Annotated in this window: 23 protein-coding genes; 15 read left to right on the top strand and 8 right to left on the bottom strand. The window is 44.8% G+C overall.

The features are described from left to right. Positions 1-80: 80 nt before the first annotated feature. The 3 genes from pdxK to QSJ37_RS09470 form a co-directional block, all read right to left on the bottom strand. Positions 81-893 carry a pyridoxine/pyridoxal/pyridoxamine kinase gene (pdxK, locus tag QSJ37_RS09460; protein WP_285754910.1) on the bottom strand — a complete coding sequence of 271 codons (813 nt, stop codon included), beginning with the start codon at positions 891-893 and terminating at the stop codon, positions 81-83. A 134-nt stretch (positions 894-1,027) separates the two neighbouring features. Next, positions 1,028-2,161 carry an alanine dehydrogenase gene (gene ald / locus QSJ37_RS09465; protein ID WP_285754912.1) on the bottom strand — a complete coding sequence of 378 codons (1,134 nt, stop codon included), beginning with the start codon at positions 2,159-2,161 and terminating at the stop codon, positions 1,028-1,030. A gap of 114 nt (positions 2,162-2,275) precedes the next feature. After that, the gene (locus QSJ37_RS09470; protein WP_285754913.1) at positions 2,276-3,514 is read right to left on the bottom strand and encodes a PucR family transcriptional regulator; all 1,239 of its coding nucleotides are present in this window, start codon (positions 3,512-3,514) and stop codon (positions 2,276-2,278) included. Between the two features lie 430 nt (positions 3,515-3,944). On the opposite strand from QSJ37_RS09470, the gene QSJ37_RS09475 reads away from it, so the two are divergent. The 14 genes from QSJ37_RS09475 to QSJ37_RS09540 all read left to right on the top strand — a co-directional run bounded on the left by QSJ37_RS09475 (position 3,945) and on the right by QSJ37_RS09540 (position 16,827). Beyond that, a complete protein-coding gene (locus tag QSJ37_RS09475; RefSeq protein ID WP_285754914.1) occupies positions 3,945-4,448 on the top strand; it encodes a PTS sugar transporter subunit IIA in 504 nt (167 codons plus the stop codon). A 26-nt stretch (positions 4,449-4,474) separates the two neighbouring features. Further along, positions 4,475-5,305: a PRD domain-containing protein gene (locus tag QSJ37_RS09480; RefSeq protein WP_285754916.1), complete on the top strand. Its 831-nt coding sequence runs from the start codon at positions 4,475-4,477 to the stop codon at positions 5,303-5,305. A 189-nt stretch (positions 5,306-5,494) separates the two neighbouring features. Continuing rightward, positions 5,495-6,868 (top strand): sucrose-specific PTS transporter subunit IIBC, encoded by a 1,374-nt coding sequence (locus QSJ37_RS09485; RefSeq protein ID WP_285754917.1) that lies wholly within the window; start codon positions 5,495-5,497, stop codon positions 6,866-6,868. A 49-nt stretch (positions 6,869-6,917) separates the two neighbouring features. Then, positions 6,918-8,363: a sucrose-6-phosphate hydrolase gene (locus tag QSJ37_RS09490; protein ID WP_285754918.1), complete on the top strand. Its 1,446-nt coding sequence runs from the start codon at positions 6,918-6,920 to the stop codon at positions 8,361-8,363. A 79-nt stretch (positions 8,364-8,442) separates the two neighbouring features. Then, complete coding sequence (locus QSJ37_RS09495; RefSeq protein ID WP_285754919.1) at positions 8,443-10,062, top strand: M20/M25/M40 family metallo-hydrolase; 1,620 nt, start codon at positions 8,443-8,445, stop codon at positions 10,060-10,062. A 97-nt stretch (positions 10,063-10,159) separates the two neighbouring features. Continuing rightward, a complete protein-coding gene (locus QSJ37_RS09500; protein WP_285754920.1) occupies positions 10,160-10,585 on the top strand; it encodes a MarR family winged helix-turn-helix transcriptional regulator in 426 nt (141 codons plus the stop codon). Then, a complete protein-coding gene (locus QSJ37_RS09505; RefSeq protein ID WP_285754922.1) occupies positions 10,573-10,914 on the top strand; it encodes a DUF3147 family protein in 342 nt (113 codons plus the stop codon). The genes QSJ37_RS09500 and QSJ37_RS09505 overlap by 13 nt, the downstream gene beginning before the upstream one ends. Positions 10,915-10,984: 70 nt before the next feature. After that, the gene (locus QSJ37_RS09510) at positions 10,985-12,181 is read left to right on the top strand and encodes an MFS transporter (RefSeq protein WP_483313592.1); all 1,197 of its coding nucleotides are present in this window, start codon (positions 10,985-10,987) and stop codon (positions 12,179-12,181) included. Positions 12,182-12,270: 89 nt separating this feature from the next. Further along, positions 12,271-13,092 (top strand): glycosyltransferase family 2 protein, encoded by an 822-nt coding sequence (locus QSJ37_RS09515; protein WP_015865374.1) that lies wholly within the window; start codon positions 12,271-12,273, stop codon positions 13,090-13,092. Positions 13,093-13,400: 308 nt separating this feature from the next. After that, positions 13,401-14,783 carry a glycine--tRNA ligase gene (locus QSJ37_RS09520; protein WP_285754923.1) on the top strand — a complete coding sequence of 461 codons (1,383 nt, stop codon included), beginning with the start codon at positions 13,401-13,403 and terminating at the stop codon, positions 14,781-14,783. A 232-nt stretch (positions 14,784-15,015) separates the two neighbouring features. Then, complete coding sequence (locus QSJ37_RS09525; RefSeq protein WP_015865372.1) at positions 15,016-15,690, top strand: uracil-DNA glycosylase; 675 nt, start codon at positions 15,016-15,018, stop codon at positions 15,688-15,690. A gap of 67 nt (positions 15,691-15,757) precedes the next feature. Beyond that, positions 15,758-16,015 carry a YwdI family protein gene (locus QSJ37_RS09530; RefSeq protein ID WP_015865371.1) on the top strand — a complete coding sequence of 86 codons (258 nt, stop codon included), beginning with the start codon at positions 15,758-15,760 and terminating at the stop codon, positions 16,013-16,015. Positions 16,016-16,083: 68 nt separating this feature from the next. Further along, positions 16,084-16,365, top strand: coding sequence for a hypothetical protein (locus QSJ37_RS09535; RefSeq protein ID WP_015865370.1), 282 nt, complete (start codon positions 16,084-16,086; stop codon positions 16,363-16,365). Positions 16,366-16,455: 90 nt separating this feature from the next. Beyond that, entirely contained in the window at positions 16,456-16,827 is a 372-nt protein-coding gene (locus tag QSJ37_RS09540) for a DUF423 domain-containing protein (protein WP_062754481.1), read from the top strand. Positions 16,828-16,919: 92 nt separating this feature from the next. On the opposite strand, the gene QSJ37_RS09545 is transcribed toward QSJ37_RS09540, so the two are convergent. The 5 genes from QSJ37_RS09545 to hemQ form a co-directional block, all read right to left on the bottom strand. After that, entirely contained in the window at positions 16,920-17,849 is a 930-nt protein-coding gene (locus QSJ37_RS09545) for a prenyltransferase (protein ID WP_483313593.1), read from the bottom strand. A 27-nt stretch (positions 17,850-17,876) separates the two neighbouring features. Further along, complete coding sequence (locus QSJ37_RS09550; RefSeq protein ID WP_285754926.1) at positions 17,877-18,377, bottom strand: hypothetical protein; 501 nt, start codon at positions 18,375-18,377, stop codon at positions 17,877-17,879. Positions 18,378-18,557: 180 nt separating this feature from the next. Then, positions 18,558-19,121, bottom strand: a complete 564-nt coding sequence (gene gerQ / locus QSJ37_RS09555; protein ID WP_285754927.1) for a spore coat protein GerQ — start codon at positions 19,119-19,121, stop codon at positions 18,558-18,560. Positions 19,122-19,144: 23 nt separating this feature from the next. Further along, complete coding sequence (locus tag QSJ37_RS09560; protein ID WP_285754929.1) at positions 19,145-19,567, bottom strand: cell wall hydrolase; 423 nt, start codon at positions 19,565-19,567, stop codon at positions 19,145-19,147. Positions 19,568-19,754: 187 nt separating this feature from the next. Then, positions 19,755-20,501 carry a hydrogen peroxide-dependent heme synthase gene (gene hemQ / locus QSJ37_RS09565; RefSeq protein ID WP_285754930.1) on the bottom strand — a complete coding sequence of 249 codons (747 nt, stop codon included), beginning with the start codon at positions 20,499-20,501 and terminating at the stop codon, positions 19,755-19,757. Positions 20,502-20,703: 202 nt separating this feature from the next. Here hemQ and pta point away from each other — a divergent pair, with 202 nt between their 5' ends. Continuing rightward, entirely contained in the window at positions 20,704-21,678 is a 975-nt protein-coding gene (pta, locus tag QSJ37_RS09570) for a phosphate acetyltransferase (RefSeq protein ID WP_285754932.1), read from the top strand. Positions 21,679-21,719 lie beyond the last annotated feature (41 nt).

Here is a 21,719-nt window from a genome sequence, read left to right on the forward strand (position 1 = left end):
ATTTGTTTTTTTTATAATATTATCACGTTTGTTTTTTTGTATAAAGCAAAAGGAAAGCAGGAGATATTCCTCCTGCCTCATTATTGATGATAGCGGCGGTACGCGCCATGATTTGTTGGCCCGACATATTGGTTGAGCGGGAAAGAATGGCGAATTGCTTCCGTAATGAACTCCTTCGCCGTTGCGATCGCTTCTTTCACCGGCTTTCCTTTCGCAAGTTCTGCAGCGATCGCAGCGGAGAACGTGCAGCCTGCGCCGTGTGTATAGGTTGTTTCGATGCGATCGGATTCCAACAATTCGAACGTTTTTCCATCGTATAGGACGTCGATCGCTTTTTCATGAGGAATTTTGCGTCCGCCTTTTACGATTACATATTTTGCGCCAAGCTCATGGATTCTTCCCGCCGCTTCCTTCATATCTTCCACCGTTTCAATGCGGCTTAGCCCGCTTAATTGTGCTGCTTCGAATAAGTTTGGTGTTACTACTGTCGCTTTTGGCACAAGCACTTCGCGATAGCATACTGTGTTTTCCGGATGAAGCGGTTCGTCCGCTCCTTTACATACCATTACCGGGTCAATGACAACATTGGTCAATTGATGTTTTTCAATCGTTTTTGCGGCAAGTTCAATGATATCTGTTGTCGGAAGCATGCCGGTTTTCATCGCGTCGATTCCGACGCCAACAATAATGGTTTCGAGCTGCGCTTCGATAGTAGCGAGATCGACCGGAAACACTTGATGAAACCATTGTTTATGTGGATCCATCGCGACGATCGTCGTAATCGCGGTCATTCCGTATACGCCAAGTTCTTGAAACGTTTTTAAGTCCGCTTGAAGGCCAGCGCCGCCGCTGCTGTCAGAACCGGCGATGGTCAGTGCTTTAGGCATTGCCATGGTGCATTCCTCCCTCGTATGTATCATGATTCTTTAATAATAGCATAAAATCACTTCGATAAGATAGAAAAGTGATTGTGGCAAAGGAATAAAAAACCGGCACTGCGCCAGGCGCGCAGTACCGGTATGATGGATTAATTTGCGATTAGTTGTTTTCCTAGCGCTTCTTCCACTGGGACATAGTTGTAGCCAAGGTCGCGGGCAACTGCTTCGTAAGTGATTTCGCCGTTTGCGACGTTGACGCCAAGTTTTAACGCCGGGTTGTCTGCGATGGCTTGATGAACACCTTTGTTAGCGATTTGCAGAGCGTATGGAATCGTTACGTTCGTTAATGCGAGCGTGGACGTTCTTGGAACCGCCCCAGGCATGTTGGCAACCGCATAGTGAACGACACCGTGTTTGACGTATGTTGGGTTGTCGTGCGTCGTGACGTGGTCGCTTGTCTCGACGATACCGCCTTGGTCAATCGCGACATCGACAATGACAGAACCTGGTTTCATCGCTTTGACCATTTCTTCTGTAACAAGTTTTGGTGCTTTTGCTCCTGGGATTAAAACAGCGCCGATCACAAGATCGGACTCTGCGACCGCTTGAGCGATGTTCATTGGGTTGGACATTAATGTCGTAATTTGGTGGCCGAAAATGTCATCTAGCTCGCGAAGGCGGTCTGCGCTTAAATCAATGATCGTTACATCTGCGCCTAAACCAACTGCGACTTTTGCCGCATTCGTTCCGACAGTACCACCGCCGATGATCGTCACTTTACCGCGGCTTACTCCTGGAACACCACCGAGAAGAATGCCTTTTCCGCCTTTTGGTTTTTCTAAAAATTGTGCGCCGATTTGCGCCGCCATGCGTCCTGCTACTTCGCTCATCGGCGTAAGAAGCGGAAGGGTGCGGCCGACTTGTACAGTTTCGTATGCGATCGCAATTACGCCTTTTTCTTTCAGTGCACGCGCCAATTCCGGTTCTGCAGCAAGATGCAAATACGTGAATAAAATTAGTCCTGGGCGGAAATAGTTATATTCGCTTGGCAGCGGCTCTTTTACTTTCATGATCATATCCGCTTTTGCCCATACGTCTTGTGCTTGATCGATAATTTGCGCTCCAGCGCTTGCATAATCTTCATTAGTGAAACCGCTTCCAATTCCTGCGTCTTTTTCCACTAACACCGTATGTCCAGCTTGAACGAATGACATAACGCCCGCCGGCGTGATCGCAACGCGGTTTTCGTTATTTTTAATTTCTTTTGGTACCCCAATAATCATGAGTGAAATTCCTCCCTCGTATTTTGGCCTTAATTATATTATAAATGGTCGTAATGATTTTTTCTTTGTTAAGAAGAAAAAAAGAAGCGCTATCATTTTGTGGATTTCCACAAATTAATGGAGCGCTTCATATTTGGCAAGTTTAATATCGATATATAGTTTTACTTTTTGATTGATATCATGTAAGTCAATTTCACCAATTTCGGCGATGCGTTTTAGTCGGTAAGCAAGGGTGTTTGGATGAATGTTTAACGCTTTCGCCGTTTCATTGACATTGCTGTCGTGGTCGAAAAAGATTTCAAATGTTTCGACTAAATCGCTATGATGTTTTTGATCATACGATTGTAATTTGAGTAAAGCCGTGTTGGTAAACTCTCCTTGTCGTTTTTTCTCTAACAATAAATCAAAAAATTGATAAATGCCCAATTGTTGATATCCATAAATGGAGCTAATTTGCGCCGGAAACTTTTCTTTCATTTTCAGCACTGTTAAAGCTTCCTTGTAGCTTTTTTCGATGCATGTATACGTTTCGTATATACCGCCGAAGCCGCTTTGAATGCTGTTAATGTGAAATCGCTCCTTCATTTTCGTCGCGAATGATTGGATAAAGCAGTTAAACTCTTGCAGCGGTTGATTTACATTTTTCGGTGTTGCCAATAAAATGACATCACTCCGGTCTGTCGTATACAGAAGAAGTTGAATTTGTTGAGTTGTCTGTAACAGATAAGAAATTTGTTTTTCAATCTCTCTCGTAATTTCGTTGGCAAGCCGAAAAACGATGACGGAAAATAAAGGAGCGGTCGGGATTTGCATTATCTCGAAATTTTCTTTAATTTCTTCCTCTGTCGTCATATGTCCCGTCAACAGCTTCCAAAAAAATTCTTGAACCCGTTCTTCTTTTTTATTTTTGCGCATATACAGCTGCAATACTTTATTTTTCGCCGCTTTTGCTGCTTTTTTTAACAGCTCCATATCCTCTTTCGATAACGTGCGGTCTGTTTCCAATGCCCAAATAAATCCGATTACTTCGTCGTTTTTCCAAATCGAGACGGCGACACGACTGCCGAGACCGACTTCGGAAATAGCCGCGACACGGACAGGGTCACGACTGTTTAATAACGCCGGGATCGCCCCTTGCTTCCATAAACTATTAATCACTTTTTCGGGTACGCGCCGGCTGATAATTGTTGCGGTACGCGCCGGATCGGTATAGTCATCGTGAGCGCTATAGGCGATGAGCCGATGGTTTGCGTCTTCAATCGTAATCGGACATTGCAACAGATCGCTAATATGGTCCGCAAATTCTTCGAGGCTGTCGAAGTTCCCTTGAAATGGGTCGTCGTGATGATTCATATCCGTTTCCCTCGTTTCATAACGTGAATTTGTGGAAATGCACAAACAAAAAATTGTTTGTTTTTATTTTAGCACGAAACCAATTTTTGAGAGGAGTGTGCAGGGGCTTTATTATAAAGGAACCGATTATCAAAGTGTAGCAACAGATGGCATAAAAACTTCTGACATCGGCGGGAAATTGACTATCCGTGAAGTGGCGGACGAGATTTGCCGACGCTTAAGACAATGAGCATAGCCAAAATATGAATTTCCAATGAACTTATATCGTTATTCTTTGACAAATGTGGCATTTCCATTTACCCTAAATATGAAAAAGGATGGGATTGTGACTGCGACTGCAGGCAAGACCTAAGACGAACACGATGGTGGCGTTTTAGGTCTTTTTTGTTCATTTATCTCGTTTATTTAAAAAGAAGAAAGGATGAACTACATGTTTAAAAAATGGTTTGGCAAAAAAGAAAAGCCGATTCATGAAGATGTGGTTGCGCCGTTGGCAGGCACAATCAAGCCTCTAGAAGAAGTTCCTGATCCCGTTTTTTCGCAAAAAATGATGGGAGACGGTATCGCGATTGAACCAACGGAAGGAGAAGTCGTTGCGCCTGTCAATGGGGAAGTCGTACAGGTATTCCCAACAAAACACGCGGTCGGTTTGCGTTCGGAAGCGGGCGTAGAGCTGTTAATTCATGTGGGATTGGAAACGGTTTCGATGAATGGCGAAGGATTTACAGCGCATGTAGCAGCCGGAGACCGTGTCAAAGCCGGCCAGCGTTTATTAACGGTAGACCTAGATCTTGTCAAACAAAAAGCGAAAAGCACGATCACACCGATTATCGTGACAAACGGCGATGCCGTGGCAAGCTTGCAAAAAACGTCTGAAACGAAGGCAACAAAAGGAGAAACAGTCATTTTTCATATCGAAACGAACAATGCGTAATAGCGAATCAATCGGGGGATGAAGCCATGGCGTTAAGAATCCATAAAATTTTAAATAACAATGCGGTTGTCGTGGTAGATGATGGAAAAGAAAAAATTGTCATGGGAGCTGGGATTGCCTTTCAAAAAAGAAAAAACGATATTATTCCTCCTTCGAAAATCGAAAAAATTTTTGTGATGGAGGAGGAAAATGAAAAGTTTCAACAATTATTGCGGACATTGCCGGAAGAGCATATTGAAATTGCCGAAGAGATTATTAGCTACGCGGAGGGACAGCTGCAAGCCCCGTTAAACAATCATATTCATATCGCGTTAACGGATCATTTATCATTTGCGCTTGAGCGACTGGAGCAAGGTTACCGCATCCAAAATAAATTGCTCAATGAAATTAAAGTGCTGTACAAAAAAGAATATCAAATTGGACTATGGGCGAAACAACTCATTAAAGAGAGGCTCGGCATCGAAATTCCAGACGATGAGGTAGCACATATTGCGCTTCATATCCATACTGCTAAGATGGATGCCGCCAGCATGAATAAAACGCTTCGGCAAACCACGCTTATTCGCGAAATGATCGATATTATTCAAGCTGAACTAGGCATTGATATTGATGAAGAAAGCATTTCGTACCAGCGGCTGCTTACCCACTTGCGTTTTGCGATCAACCGCATTGAAGACCATGAACGGCTTCATTCGATGGATGATGAAATGCTTATGCTTATTCAAACAAAATATGAAAAAGAATATGCTTGCGCAAAAAAGATGGCCGAGCATGCAAAAAACGAATATGGTCTCGAGTTTCCTGATGCGGAGCTTGCTTATATCGCTCTTCATATTCAACGGTTACAAAAACGTTGACGAACGATTTCGAGTCGATTATAATGAAAGCGCATTACAAAAAAAATATTGTGGGATTGTGACTGCGAGCGCAGGCAAGACCTAAAACGTATGAAGGGAATGGCAGATTGTTTCTGTCATATATGCCCTTTGTATGTTTTAGGTCTTTTTGTTTTTCTTCAAAAAATATAAAAAGAGAGGGGTTCACAAATGAATTACGAACACGTCGCAAAACAACTCATTCCATTATTAGGCGGGAAAGAGAACATCATCAGTGCCGCCCATTGTGCGACAAGGCTTCGCTTAGTGTTAAAAGACGACAAGAAAGCGGACACAAAAGCGATCGAGAACATCGAAGGAGTGAAAGGGGCGTTTTCTAGTTCCGGGCAATATCAAATTATTTTTGGTACTGGTGTTGTCAATAAAGTATACGACGCGTTTGTAAAAGAAACGGGATTGCAGCATGTAAGCGCGGATGTTCATCAAGAAGCGGTCAAGCAAAAAATGAATCCATTAGCACGCCTGGCGAAAACGTTATCCAACATTTTTGTTCCGATTATTCCTGCGATTGTCGCCAGCGGTCTATTGATGGGACTATTAGGAATGATGAAAGCGTTCAAATGGGTTGCGCCTGACAGCCCATGGTATGTGCTGCTCGATATGTTTTCCAGCGCAGCGTTTATCATCTTGCCAATTTTAATTGGCTTTAGCGCTGCAAAAGAGTTCGGCGGCACTCCGTTTTTAGGAGCAGTCATTGGCGGGATTATGACACACCCTGCGCTATTGAATCCGTGGGGATTGGCAGAAGCAAAACCGGAATATATGCATTTTCTCGGCTTTGATATTGCAATGATTGGTTATCAAGGAACGGTCGTTCCGATTTTGCTTGCAACTTATGTGATGTGTAAAATCGAGCGGGGGCTGCGAAAAGTCGTTCCACATGCGGTCAGCTTGCTTGTTGTTCCGTTTGTAACGGTCATTGCGACAGGGTTTATTACGATTTTAGCGATAGGTCCGTTAGGGAATCTACTTGGCGATGGGATTACAACGGTGCTCAACTTTATTTACCATTATGGCGGCGCGCTTGCTGGACTGCTTTTCGGCGGCTTGTATTCGATGATTGTCATTACCGGCGTGCATCATAGTTTCCACGCGATCGAAGCAAATTTACTAGCGAAGCTCGGTGTGAACTATTTACTGCCGATTTGGTCAATGGCTAATGTGGCGCAAGGAGGTGCAGGCTTGGCGGTATTTGCGAAAGCAAAACGAGCCAAAACGAAAGAAGTCGCTCTACCATCAGCATTGTCAGCATTTTTAGGAATTACCGAACCAGTCATTTTCGGGGTGAACTTAAAATACCGTAAGCCGTTTATTGGCGCAGCAATCGGCGGCGCGTTAGGAGGGGCGTATGTTGTGTTTACCAACGTTGTCGCGAACGCCTACGGATTAACCGGTATCCCGATGATTGCCATCGTTGCTTCGGAAGGAATGCAAAATTTAGTAAACTATTTAATCGGGTTTGCTATTGCGGTAGGCTCTGCGTTTGTTGCAACATTATTGCTCGGATTTCATGAAGAAGAATGAATCAGGCAAGAAGGATCTTGCCTGATTGGTTGCAATAGAGGTGAGCAAAATGAAATCGGAAAAAGAACAACAACTAATCGAACAGGCGTATGCCGAAATCGAAAAATATCAAGACATGGTAGAAAAAGACTACTATCGTCTTCATTATCACTTAATGCCGCCGGTCGGGCTAATGAACGACCCGAACGGATTGATTCATTGGAACGGAGTTTACCATGTGTTTTATCAATGGATGCCATTTCATACTGGGCATGGCGCCAAATTTTGGGGGCACTACACATCTTGTGACCTCGTTCATTGGAAACAAGAAAACATTGCGCTTGCCCCCAGTGAATGGTTTGATAAAAACGGATGCTATTCCGGAAGTGCAATTGACAATAATGGTGTATTAACATTATTTTATACGGGAAATGTGAAGGATGAACACGGCAACCGCCAGACGTACCAATGTATGGCCGTGTCAAAAAACGGCATTGACTTTGAGAAAAAAGGGGTTGTGGTGAAGCTTCCTGACGGCTATACGGCGCATTTTCGCGACCCGAAGGTTTGGAAAAAAGGCGAAAACTGGTACATGATTGTCGGAGCCCAAAGCAAAAGTTTAGATGGGCTTGCGGTGTTATTTCGTTCAAAAAATCTTTTTGATTGGGAACATCTCGGCGCGATTGCCGGAGGAAACTTGAATCAATTAGGCGATTTTGGCTACATGTGGGAATGTCCCGACTTATTTGAATTGGATGGACAAGAAGTGCTCCTTGTTTGTCCGCAAGGGTTAAAAGCGGAAGGAATGAAGTATCATAACGTATATCAGTCCGGTTATTTTGTCGGTCGTCTTGATTACGAAACGGCCCAATTTCTTCACGGACCATTTACCGAATTAGACCGCGGTTTTGAATTTTACGCCCCGCAAACGATGCTTGATGCAAAAGGACGGCGCATTTTAATCGCCTGGATGGGAGTTCCCGGTCAAGATGAGGATAAGCATCCGACCATTGCGCATCGCTGGATTCATGCACTAACATTGCCGCGTGAGTTGAAACTGAAAAATGGTAAGTTATATCAAACACCAGTTGAAGAGTTACAAATGTTGCGAAAGGATAAAATTGCATATTCAAATGTCACGATTGCGAACGAAGAAATGATGTTAGAAGGAATCAGCGGGGATGTTATCGAGCTTAATCTAGAGAATATTCGATTATTAGGGGGCATAATGGAAATTGCTATTCGCAATACGGCGCGCATCATTTACAACAGCGGTGAACGCGTGCTAACGTTGGAGCGCAAAAGTTTTGCCAACGGTCTGACCGAAAAAAGACAATGCCGTTTGGAACGTTTGCATTCGCTGCATATGTTTTTAGACACGTCCTCGATTGAGGTATTTGTGAATGAAGGGGAAGAAGTATTTACGGCACGGTTCTTTCCGTATAAAAATAATCAAACGATTTCATTCGCCGCAAATGGGCACCTTGTTTTTGACATCCAAAAATGGAGTTTGTAACGCCGCACCTGCCATAGGTGGCGGCGTTATTTTTTGCTAAAATAAGGGAGAACGATATCAAAAATAATGGGGGATCGGGATGAAATGGCAAACGACGCAACAATTAAAGCAATTGCTTTGTCATTTAGTTGAATATCCAAGCATTAGCGGGACAGAAGCGGAAGTGTTACTTGCACAATACATCACGGAACAGTTGCGCACACTTGATTATTTCCGGGGAAATAATAATTTTGTGCAATTGCATCCGACAGGTGATGGCCGTTATTTTGTAACCGCACTGGTGAAGAAAGCGGAACAAGTGCGCGATACCGTCATTCTCATCAGCCATTTTGATGTGGTCGATGTGCAAGATTACGGGGCATGGAAGGACGCCGCGTTTTCTCCCGAAAAGCTGACGGAGCGGTTTTACGAACAGAAACAACAGCTTCCTTCTGATGTGCAAGCTGATATGGAAGAAGGGGAATGGTTATTTGGCCGCGGCGTGATGGATATGAAGTGCGGTCTTGCTCTTCATATGTCGCTGATCGAGCAAGCATGCCAAGGAAAGTTTGAAGGAAATTTACTGCTGCTTACGGTACCGGATGAGGAAGTGAGCTCGGTAGGAATGCGTGCGGCCGTGCCGATCCTTGTCGAAATGGCAGAAAAATACGGATTAACCTATCGGCTTGTGCTTAATTCCGAACCGATGTTTACTCGCTACCCAGGGGACAAAGCGAATTACATTTACACCGGCTCGATTGGAAAAGTGCTGCCGGGCTTTTATTGTTACGGAAAAGAAACGCATGTCGGAGAACCGTTCGCAGGGCTAAATGCCAATTTCATGGTGGCGCAAATCGCTAATGAATTAGAATTTAACACTGATTTTTGCGAAGTGTTTAGTGGGGAAGTCAGTCCGCCGCCGACAAACTTATTGCAGACCGATTTAAAAGAAGAATATTCTGTGCAAATACCGCATCGCGCGGTAACGTTATTTAATTTATTTTTGCAGAAAAGGTCGCTCGACGACGTGACGAACTCGTTAATCGCGATCGCAAAGCGGGCGGCAAAACGCATCGAAGAGCGTTATAACGATGAAGCGTCCCGCTTTGCGAAACTCGAAAAATGGGCGCCGAAACCGCTGTCTATCAACGTATTCACTTTTTCAGAGTTAAGAAAGAAAGCAGTGGAGATGGTTGGATTAGAAAGAATCGAACAGCTTGAAGCAAGCGTTTTATCAACGGAAGCAGCGAAAGACGAGCGGGAGAAAACGATCAAACTAGTCGACCGGCTTGCTATACTTTGTAAAGATTTCGCGCCGATGATCGTTCTTTTTTATGCTCCTCCGTATTACCCGGCTGTCAACGCCAGCAGCGATCCGCTCGTTCAGCGTCTTGTTGCGAAGCTGCAAAAATACGCGCAAGAAAAGCATGGTATTTCTCTTGTGCAGCAACATTACTTCGGCGGAATTTCCGACTTAAGCTATGTCGGCTTGCAGCAATCTTCATCTTCTTTACAAGTCCTTACCGATAACATGCCGGTGTGGAATCGCGGCTATCATTTGCCGTTTGATGCGCTTGCAAAATTCAATGTGCCGGTGCTTAACATTGGTCCGATCGGACGCGACGTCCATCAATGGACGGAACGCCTCAACGTTCGTTTTGCGTTTACGACGGTGAAATCGTGGCTGGAGTATACAATTAACGAAGTATTTGCAAGATAGCATAGCTGAGGATAAGTCAAATGGCTTATCCTCTTTTTATATCTTTACTTAAGATTATATCGTATATTAAGATATATTTGAAAGAGGAGGGACAAAAATGCAGATTGACGACATGATCGAAACGATTAACGAGCAATGGACCGATATTTATTACTTGCTGCACTATGTAAACGAGGACAATCTTACACATCAAGCCATTCGCTTGCTGCAGTATATTGAAAAAAACGGAGAGGCAACAATTGGAGATTTAGCAAAGCATTTGGCAGTATCTCATAACACGGCTTCCGAACATACAAAGCGGTTGATAAAAAAAGGCCTGGTTAGTAAAAAAAGAGGCAGCCTTGATGAGAGGAAAGTATTTGTTGTGTTAACGGAGAAAGGAAGACATATCTTATATCGGCATACCCGATTAGACAAAGACAAACTAAAAGAAGTTTTCAAACAAATGGATGAATCTGATTTAGAACTCATACAAAAAGCGTTTACCATTCTTAGTGAGGGAGCGAAAAAATGTTTGCGCTAGTCAAAGTAGTTGTTTCCGCTATTGTGATCGGCTTTGTAACAGAAGTGGCCCGGAGATATCCAGCCATTGGAGGAATCATTGCGGCATTACCGCTAGTCAGCTTGCTAAGTTTATTTTGGTTATATTTTCAAGGAGAAGAGGCAAAAATTTTAAGTAAGTTTGTGTATGGGGTGTTATGGGGATTTCCGGCAACCGCGTTTTTATTGCTGATTATCGCTTTATGTTTAAAAGCTTCTTTTCCATTCATTTTATCAATCGGGCTAGGGATAGGCGGTTGGGGAATATTTCTTATGATGCAAAACATTCTATTTAAAAATATCTTTTATTGAATCATCCGGCAAAACCCCCTATAATGATGTAAAATGATGTCTTTACACTTGTAAAAATAGGGGGATTTACATGATTCAACAAACGATTTCACAGCGAAAGCTGTTAGGAGTTGCCGGGCTTGGCTGGATGTTTGACGCGATGGATGTTGGCATGCTGTCGTTTATTATCGCGGCGTTGCGAAAAGATTGGAACTTAAGTGTCGAACAAATGGGATGGATCGGCAGCGTCAACTCCATCGGTATGGCAGTCGGCGCGCTGTTATTCGGATTGTTGGCCGACCGCATCGGCAGAAAAAACGTGTTTATTATTACACTATTATTATTCTCGATCGGAAGCGGGCTATCTGCCTTAACGACGACATTGACGGCGTTTTTAGTTTTACGTTTTCTTATAGGAATGGGCTTAGGCGGAGAACTGCCGGTTGCTTCGACGCTTGTATCAGAAAGCGTGTCGGCGCAAGAACGCGGAAAAACTGTTGTACTGCTGGAAAGCTTTTGGGCAGTCGGCTGGTTGTTATCCGCATTAATTTCGTATTTTGTCATTCCAACATACGGTTGGCAAACAGCGCTATTGCTTGCGACGATTCCGGCGTTATACGCCCTATATTTACGATGGGGATTGCCTGATTCGCCAAGGTTTACAAGTGCGCGCAAAGAAGAAACCGTATGGGACAACATCGTCAAGGTTTGGTCGTCTTCTTACCGGAAAGAAACGTTCATGCTTTGGGTGCTTTGGTTTTGCGTCGTATTTTCTTACTACGGTATGTTTTTATGGCTGCCAAGCGTAATGGTCATGAAAGGGTTTAGCTTAATTAAAAGCTTCGAGTATGTCTTGATTATGACGCTGGCGCAATTGCCTGGCTATTTTAGCGCCGCATGGCTTATTGAACGAGCGGGGCGGAAATTTGTGCTCATCACGTATTTGATTGGTACGGCCGCGAGTGCCTATTTCTTTGGCAACGCGGATTCGCTTGCGCTGCTCATGACCTTTGGCATTTTACTATCGTTTTTTAACCTTGGCGCATGGGGAGCGTTATACGCCTATACTCCAGAGCTTTACCCGACTTCGATTCGCGGCACGGGAGCTGGGATGGCGGCGTCATTTGGACGCATAGGCGGCATTTTAGGACCGCTTTTCGTCGGCTATCTTGTCAATAGCCATATTACGATTACAACGATTTTTCTGATTTTCTGTATTTCTATTTTCATTGGCGTTATTGCGGTATGGGTGTTAGGAAAAGAAACGAAGCAACAGGAATTGGCATAGCGGTTGACAAAAAGGGGAAGGAGCTTATACCTTAAGGGTAATTGCTCCTTCTTTTTTGTGGGGAGAAAAAGAGAGGCGGTGAGCGGACTTTGCGTCCCTTTGTATCGGTTGTCGTTCCCACCTATAATCGTCTGTATCCGCTTGCGGAATTATTAGAATCATTAAACAGACAGACATATCGTTATTTTGAAGTGATCGTTGTAAATGATGGTGGCGAGCGTGTTGATGATATTGTCGCGTTATATCCAGAGTTGCGCGTCCATCTCATCCATTGCCGCGACAATGTCGGACATGTCGAGGCGAGAAATATCGGCGTTAAAGCGGCAAAAGGGGAACTCATTATGCTTTGCGATGATGACGATATATTGCTTCCTTGTCATATAGAGCAAATGGTTGCGGAAATTGCCGATGTGGACTTCGTTTATTCAGATGTAGAAATTTTCCATTATCGAATCGAAAACGGACAGCGTATCCCGACAGACCGCTTCTTATTCGCTTATGAATATGACCGGGAAGCGATGCGGAGATTTTCTACATACGTTCCATCCGGGAGTTTATACCGAAAATCGATTCATGATCACCTCGGTTATTTTGATCCGAATGTTCACCATTATTGGGATTGGGACTTTTTTTTACGCGTGTCCGAGGCGTTTCGCATCAAGCGTGTCGCGGTCGCGAGCGTATTGTACGCTTTTTCCAATGATGGAGACAACTTGTCGCGACAGATGAGCGACAAACGACAAATGTACTTAAATCGGTTAAGCGAAAAGCACGGGCTTGGAAATTTGCCGATGAAAAACTTTTGGTTGCTGCTTGATGAGCCGGAAGTGAAAAAACGAAGAGCAAAAAGCAAGATTGTTTGGGATGGAACGCCGATAATATCAAGACTGTGTCGTTTAAAACATGTTTAAAAAATGGTGTTGGCCATTGACGAGCGTTTTTTGATTTTGCTATTATAATTAGCAAAATGGAATATGCTGTAACGATGATGGATCGATAGTAGTTAGCCCTCTCTTCCATAGCGAGCCGGGGACGGTGGAAGCCTGGCGAAGATGGTTAATGAAACGGCAGTCCGGAGTTACTTTCCTGAAAAAGTGGATGCGCAGGTCGCATCAACTAGGGTGGAACCGCGGGAGTCACGCTCTCGTCCCTAGGCATAAGGCCTAGTGGCGAGAGCGTTTTTGTATGTCTAAAGAAAATAGTAAAGGAGGAAACAGTTATGTCAGTGACAATGGAGCAAATTGTTGCACATGCAAAACATCGCGGCTTTGTATTTCCAGGTTCAGAAATTTACGGCGGCTTAGCAAACACATGGGATTACGGCCCATTAGGAACGGAATTAAAAAACAACATTAAGCGGGCATGGTGGAAAAAGTTCGTTCAAGAATCACCTTATAACGTCGGTTTGGACGCGGCGATTTTAATGAATCCAAAAACGTGGGAAGCATCCGGCCATTTAGGCAACTTCAATGACCCAATGATTGACTGTAAACAATGCAAAGCTCGTCACCGCGCTGACAAGCTGATCGAAAATGCGTTAGAAGAAAAAGGAATCGAAATGGTCGTCGATGGTCTTCCGTTTGAAAAAATGGAAGAGCTCATTAAAGAGCATAATATCGCTTGCCCAGAATGCGGCAGCCATGATTTTACGAACATTCGTCAATTTAATTTAATGTTTAAAACATATCAAGGAGTAACGGAATCAAGTGCAAACGAAATTTATCTCCGCCCGGAAACGGCGCAAGGCATTTTCGTGAACTTTAAAAACGTCCAGCGTACGATGCGAAAAAAACTGCCGTTCGGCATCGCGCAAATCGGCAAAAGCTTCCGCAATGAAATTACGCCAGGAAACTTTACGTTCCGTACCCGCGAATTCGAGCAAATGGAGTTAGAATTTTTCTGTAAACCTGGTGAGGAGCTAGAATGGTTTGATTATTGGAAACAGTTTTGCAAGCAATGGCTGTTGTCATTAGGCATGAAGCCGGAAAACATCCGTCTTCGCGACCATACGAAAGAAGAATTGTCGCACTACAGCAACGCCACAACCGATATTGAATATAAATTCCCGTTTGGCTGGGGCGAGCTATGGGGAATTGCGTCACGTACGGATTATGATTTAAGACAACATATGGAATATTCCGGCGAAGATTTCCGATATATTGACCAAGACACGAACGAACGTTATATCCCTTATTGCATTGAGCCATCTCTTGGGGCGGACCGCGTGACGCTTGCGTTCATGATTGACGCCTACGATGAAGAGGAGCTGGAAGACGGTACGACACGGACAGTGATGCGTCTGCATCCGGCGCTAGCTCCTTATAAAGCAGCTGTCTTCCCGCTGTCGAAAAAACTATCGGAAGGCGCGCGCCGCATTTATGAAGACCTATCGAAATATTTCATGGTGGACTATGACGAGTCTGGTTCGATCGGCAAACGTTATCGCCGTCAAGATGAAATTGGTACACCGTTCTGTATTACGTACGATTTCGATTCCGAGCAAGACGGCAAGGTGACGGTGCGCGACCGCGACACAATGGAACAAGTGCGAATCCCGATTTCAGAGCTAAAAAACTTTTTAGAAGGAAAAATTCAATTTTAAGTTCGAAGGAGAGCGCCTTTATTGATAAGGCGCTCTCAGCTTATCGACAAGCTGGAGACGGTTGGCAAGTGCTTCAACATCATCGGTTTTATCTGCGCCGAATTCACCGATCGTGCTAGCTTGCAGCGATTTGGTGCTGTTCATTTGCCTGTTTCGGTTCATTGCTGAATGGTTTTATATTGAAGTCGGCTGTGGTACATTAATGGTGAACAAACGAGAAGGAGTTATGCGTATGGCGATTTTAAAAAATGACTGGGCTCCATTGCTCGAAGAAGAGTTTCACAAGCCGTATTACATCAAACTGCGCGAATTTTTGAAAGAGGAATACCGTACGAGAACGATTTACCCTGATATGTATGATATTTTTAATGCACTTCATTATACGCCGTATGCGCAAGTGAAAGTGGTCATTCTAGGGCAAGACCCGTATCACGGACCAGGACAGGCGCATGGATTGAGTTTTTCCGTCAAACCGGGAGTTCCGATACCACCATCGCTAGCCAATATTTTTAAAGAGCTTCATGACGATTTAGGGTGTTACATACCGAATAACGGTTATTTAGTAAAGTGGGCAAAGCAAGGAGTATTATTGCTAAACACTGTATTAACAGTAAGGCGCGGGGAAGCGAATTCACATAAAGGAAAAGGATGGGAATTTTTTACGGACCGTGTGATAGAGCTTGTTAATGAAAAAGAAGATCCCGTTGTCTTTCTTTTATGGGGACGGCATGCGCAAGCGAAAAAAGAACTGATTACCAATCCGCGTCATCATATTATTGAAGCGCCTCACCCAAGCCCATTTTCCGCAGCGCGGGGCTTTTTTGGGCATCGTCCTTTTTCGCGAACAAATGCCTTTTTGCAAAAAGTGGGGCGCGAACCGATTGATTGGCAGATTGAAAATATTTAAAACGAGCGGGAAGAGATGACAGCGCTAGGAGTTCAGCGTGATTTTATGTAGATAGGAGTGAAAGGAGTTGCATATACCGATCACCACCATTTTAACGAAAATGGAGGAACAGCTGCGGCAGGCGAAGACGACTGCCAGCCCGCAGCATCTGCGCGAGCATATCGCCATTGTCCGTGCTCTTTGCGATTTGGTGTTAGAAGAAGAAACAAAAGAAATGACCGTTTCTCCTTCCGTGGAGGTGTCGCCGCTTTCCATCTCACAAGGGAAAAGTGAGCGGATCGAAATCGGAGATGACGCAAACGGACCATCGTTATTCGATTTTTAAGTTAAGATTTTCTTTTCTCATAATCGGTAGACAAAAGGGAATAATGGTCAATAAGCGGAGGTGACCATATGCCAGATCGTTTTGATTTTTTCCCTTTTGTCGATACCGATGCAAATGAAGTAAAATTGACCCATGATCGTTACGAAGTATACGTAAACGGCGATTTTGTCGGATATAAAACATTGTTTAGCCCAAAAGAGGAAATCATTGATATTGAAGAGTTTTTGCATCATCAAGGATTTTCGAATGTGACGGCAAAAGTGGATGGAGATCACTATGAAATTCATGCCGATCGCGATTCGGCGGAAAAAGTAAAACAAGTATTAGAGATGTATTTGCAGCAGCGATAATGCGGCCCTTCCTGAGCAGAAGGGTTTTTCTTTTGTGTGGAAATACGTTATCATAGTGATGGAAAATTGTTCATGAGAGGACGGAGATCAATGAAAATGTTTGTGCTCCTTGGAGCGATCAATGCATTTTTAGCGGTTGCGCTCGGGGCGTTCGGAGCGCATGGGTTAGAAGGAAAAATTCCGGACCGTTACTTAGAAATATGGAAAACGGGCGTACAATATCAAATGTTCCACGCGCTCGGCTTGTTTGTCGTTGGTCTATTGCTCGGTAAGTTTCCGAATATCAGCCTATTGACAACAGCTGGCTGGATTATGTTTATTGGCATTGTGCTTTTTTCCGGAAGCTTATATGTGTTAAGCGTGACGCAAATCAAACCGCTTGGGATGATCACCCCATTTGGCGGCGTTGCCTTTTTAATCGCGTGGGTGCTGATCGGTTATGCGGCAATGAAAATAAGTTGAAAGGAGCGTTTCCATGAAGCGCTCCTTATTTTTTGGAATATAAACGGTTCTTTGCGGGTGGCAAATGGCCGAAAGTTTTTTCTGACGTTCGTTTACAGGGATATGCCAAAAACAAAGAGCAATCCGAAGACCCAGTGATGCCAGGCCGCCCATTTCATACCGCTAATTTCATCCATCCGTTCGGCCCCATGGCGGAAACACCAGCGAAGCCGAATGGCTAGCGGTAGAGCGAGCAAGGCCGCTCCCGCTGTCCATGGAACGATATGAAAAGCGATCAAACTAATCATGGACAAGTAGGCGAGAGTGAGTATAACGGAAAGAAGATGTACAGCGCCCGCGCGTCCAAGAACGATCGCTAAGGTGTGACGAAATGTCCGGTCTTTTTCGATGTCGCGTATATTGTTAGATAAAATCATGGAAGCGATCAGCAGAGCGAAAGGGAGAGAAACGGCAAAAACTTGGACATCGGGCGGATCGCCTTGCACGGTATAGGCGAGGGCCGTGGTCACCGGACCCATGAATACAGCAGCGACAAGCTCCCCTAAACCTAGCGATGATAAAGGACGAGGACCGGCCGAGTAGGCGTAACCGAACAAGATTCCTAACGCGCCGGCGATGGCAATCCATAAATGGCTGTGCCAGGCTAAGTATGCGCCAAGCAGCGCCGCCGCAGCGAGCATGACGCCGGCGACAGCAGGAATAGCATGATGGGCGGGACCGCGGCCAAATGATGGATCTCCGGGTGCCGCCCACTTGTCGCGGTCTTGACCGCGCAGGACGTCAAAATAATCATTTAACATATTTGTCGCCGCTTGTACCAACAGAGAGGCGACAAACATCGCCGCAAACATGTCGGCGCGGACGTGCCCTTTTTTAGCGGCTAAGACGGTGCCGGCCAGCACCGGGCCGATCGTACCAGTGAAGGTCAGCGGCCGCATGAGGTGAACCCACGAAAATCGATAAGACCAGTTATGACGACGATAACCAGAACGATGTTCCTTCTTGATGCCCAATCTGTTCACCTCCTTGCAGCGTAAGTAACTCTTCTATCAGCGCAGCAAAAGCATACAGATGATCAAAGCGACAAAGCCGATCGCTTCTACCGACTCTACGGCGACGATGGTCGCCATTGCCTTCGCCAGCGGCGCGGTGTCACCGCTTTCTGCTTGTTGCCAAAGGGAATCGTCGGTAAAAATGTTCATTGCCTGCCGATAGCCGACAAACACTCCCCATACCAAGGTCGCAATGCCGATGAGAAGAGCGGCCAGCCATATATGGCCGTATGTCGTGTTCCACAAGTCATGCCAGTGGCGGATCGGTCCAGCGACGGTACCGAGCAAAATGCCGGTTATGATCACTCCGGAGCCTGCCAATGTAAGCGGCCAATGCGTCCATCGCATAAGAGAACGAAAAAATAGCTGCTGCTGGGAAGTCGGCATTGTTTTCGCTACGGGGTAGATCCCCCAACCGATAAAGAAAATGCTTCCTACCCAAATCACCGCGAGAAAGATATGCATTCCTAGCAGAATTTCATGAACTGTCCAGGCCATGCCAGGCCACCTCTTTTGCTTTGTTCGAGACCATTATACAATGCAGCATGCGGGCTAAGTGTGATTGGCATCACATAATTGGGGTGAATATGCGGCCAGGTTGAAGCTTTTCCCTGAGGCGGCGCGGCGTGGGATGGCATAAAAAAATAAGGTTGCCGCTAGCAACCTTATTTTTTGCGGTTATCGCGGGGAATAGCTGCTCAATTGCGCTGTCGCCCCAGCAAACGGATATTCGTAGGCAATTTCCCCGTCAAACGTAATATAATCAAGGTAAATCATCGGCAATAAGTAGCGCATTTCCGTTTGCGGGTCTCTCAAGATTAAATGGTCGCGCCCCGCCGCTTCGATGGTTCCGCGGAATATTTTTGCGTTCCACTCGCGGTTGTTTTCAAACGTCATATATACGGTAACGAGTTTTCCTTTGTTGAGGCGCAAAATGTTTTCAATGTAAGACTCTTCGATTGGCAGCATGCCAGGGATGGACGGCTGGCTTGCCATTGTCGGTGTTTGCGCCGCGAAAGAAGGCGCCTGCAAACCAAATTCAGAAGTTGGCGCCATCATTGGCTGTTGGTACGCTGTCATTGGTTGTTGGTAGTATGGATAAGCCATTGGGTAGTAGGTTTGTGGGTACATATATCCATATGGATACTGCTGATAAGGTTGATAAAATTGATAAGGTTGATACGGTTGTTGACGCTCATCTTCTAGCGGGTTATACGCATTTTCATATGAATTATTGGACATAGGGGAACCTCCTCTATGAAAATTTAATATACTCTTGGGCAATCACTACGCGATGGCGCATAAAAACAATGCGACTTATAACGACCGACGTTCCATTGGTTAAACCATTGCGGTGGACATTCTCCTGCCGGTTTAAAAAACCAAAGCGCGTTTGTCGCAGGATGGTATCGCCAGCCGCGAATCACTTGACGGGCTAATTGAATGTCTAGTTGTCTTGCTCGTTGATAAAAATATCCTTTTTGCACTGCTTCAAAACCGCCCGGGCTTTGAAATACCATTTGGCGGATGGTGCGTATTCCCCGAAAGTCAAGGCAATCGGCAATGCAACGGTTCACTCCGACGTTTCCTACCATTAACATGCCAAGTCTTCCGTCACCTTCTGCTTCTGCCCGCATCAGTCTTGCCAGCAATTTGACGTCCTCATCTGTGTGTGCCACAACAGCCATGTCGTCACCTCAAATATCATTTTTCTCGACAATAATAGGCTATTGCGGAAGCGAGAAATGGTGACAAATTTATAAACGAATTTCTGATTTTATATTTATGGGGAAGAAAAACGGTATATGACAGAAAAAACGGAGATTGTCCAAAAAAAATCGGGAATGCTTAAAAAGCAAAGCATCCCCGTCGAGGTTACACGTGTAAAAATACCGGTACTTTTTCTACTGTTAAACGATTTCCAACAAAGAACGATCCAAATTCTCCGTAGCGGGCGCTCACTTCGTCAAAGCGCATCTCATAAACAAGCTTTTTAAATTGCAATGCGTCATCAGAGAATAAGGTAACGCCCCATTCAAAGTCATCTAAGCCGACGGAGCCGGTGATAATTTGCGTCACTTTGCCGGCATATTTGCGGCCGGTCATGCCATGGGCGCGCATTAAATTGCGGCGTTCTTCCATGGAAAGCATATACCAGTTGTCATTGCCTTGACGACGCTTGTCCATAGGATAGAAGCAAACATGTTTCGTTTTCGGCAAAATTGGATAGAGGCGGCGGCGCACTTCCGGAATTTGATAAGGATCCTCGTCGCCGGAGGCTAAGTAGTTGCTTAGCTCGACAACAGAAACATATGAATAGGCTGGCACCAAAAATTCGGCTAGTTTTGTTTTGTTTAGCGCCGTTTCGATTTCATTTAATTCTTCGATCGTCGGACGTAAAATCATAAACATAATATCTGCCTTTTGACCGACGATTGTATAAATGGCGTGGCTGCCTTCTTGTTTATCTTCTGTTTCTTGCCATTTTTCGACTAAAGATAAAAACTCACGAATCGCTGCTTCACGCTCATCACTCGTTAACGTTTTCCAAGCGCTCCAGTCGATCGAGCGGAAATCATGAAGACAATACCAACCATCGAGTGTTTGTGCAGCTTCACTCATTATATTCACTCCTTATATGTAATTTACAGTTCTACTATACCATAGTTTAGCCAAAAAACACGCGAATGTCGCATGTAGAAGCCAGTAAACTGAATTATTTTAATAAATCGACTATTCATTGCGAGTGCTTAAATTGGTTGCGTTTCTACATAATAAGAGTATCCTAGTATATGGGGATTTTTTATATTGAGGAGGATTATTCGTGAGTAGCGATTTATTTTCTGCCTTAAAACAAAAAGTAGTAGGAAAACAACGGAAAATTGTGTTTCCAGAAGGTCTTGACGAGCGTATTTTAACTGCGGTAAGCCGTCTGGCCAATGAACAAGTTGTCATACCGATTGTGATCGGCAACGAGGAAGCGGTAAAACAAAAAGCAAATGAGCTTGGATTGACCCTTCCAAATGTTGAAATCATCGACCCGCATCAATACGAGGAAATGGACGAGCTTGTCAAAGCATTTGTCGAACGCCGCAACGGAAAAGTGACAGAAGAAGCGGCGCGGGAAATGCTTCTGGATGAAAATTACTTTGGCACCATGCTTGTGTACATGGATAAAGCGCATGGGCTTGTAAGCGGTGCGGCACATTCGACTGCCGATACAGTAAGACCTGCTTTGCAAATTATTAAAACGAAACCAGGTATCCGCAAAACGTCAGGCGTATTTATTATGGTGCGCGGTGACGAGAAGTACGTGTTTGCCGATTGCGCAATTAACATTGCGCCAGACAGCCAAGATTTAGCGGAAATTGCTGTAGAGAGCGCCAACACCGCAAAAATGTTCGATATCGAACCACGTGTGGCGATGTTAAGCTTTTCGACAAAAGGATCGGCGAAATCACCGGAAACGGAAAAAGTCGTCGAAGCGGTGCGGCTTGCGAAAGAAATGGCGCCAGACTTAGTGTTAGACGGCGAGTTTCAATTTGACGCGGCATTCGTTCCATCTGTCGCGAAAAAGAAAGCGCCGGATTCGGTCATTCAAGGAGATGCGAATGTATTTATCTTCCCAAGCTTAGAAGCGGGAAATATCGGTTATAAAATCGCTCAGCGTCTCGGTAATTTTGAAGCAGTCGGTCCGATTTTGCAAGGGCTGAATAAGCCTGTTAACGACCTGTCTCGCGGCTGCAATGCGGAAGATGTATACAAGCTTACGCTCATTACCGCGGCGCAATCGCTATAATCGAAAAAAGGGTGACAAGTGGTCACCCTTTTTTCATATTG

Source organism: Parageobacillus sp. G301 (genome assembly GCF_030268025.1).
GTDB classification, from domain to species: Bacteria; Bacillota; Bacilli; order Bacillales; family Anoxybacillaceae; genus Parageobacillus_B; species Parageobacillus_B toebii.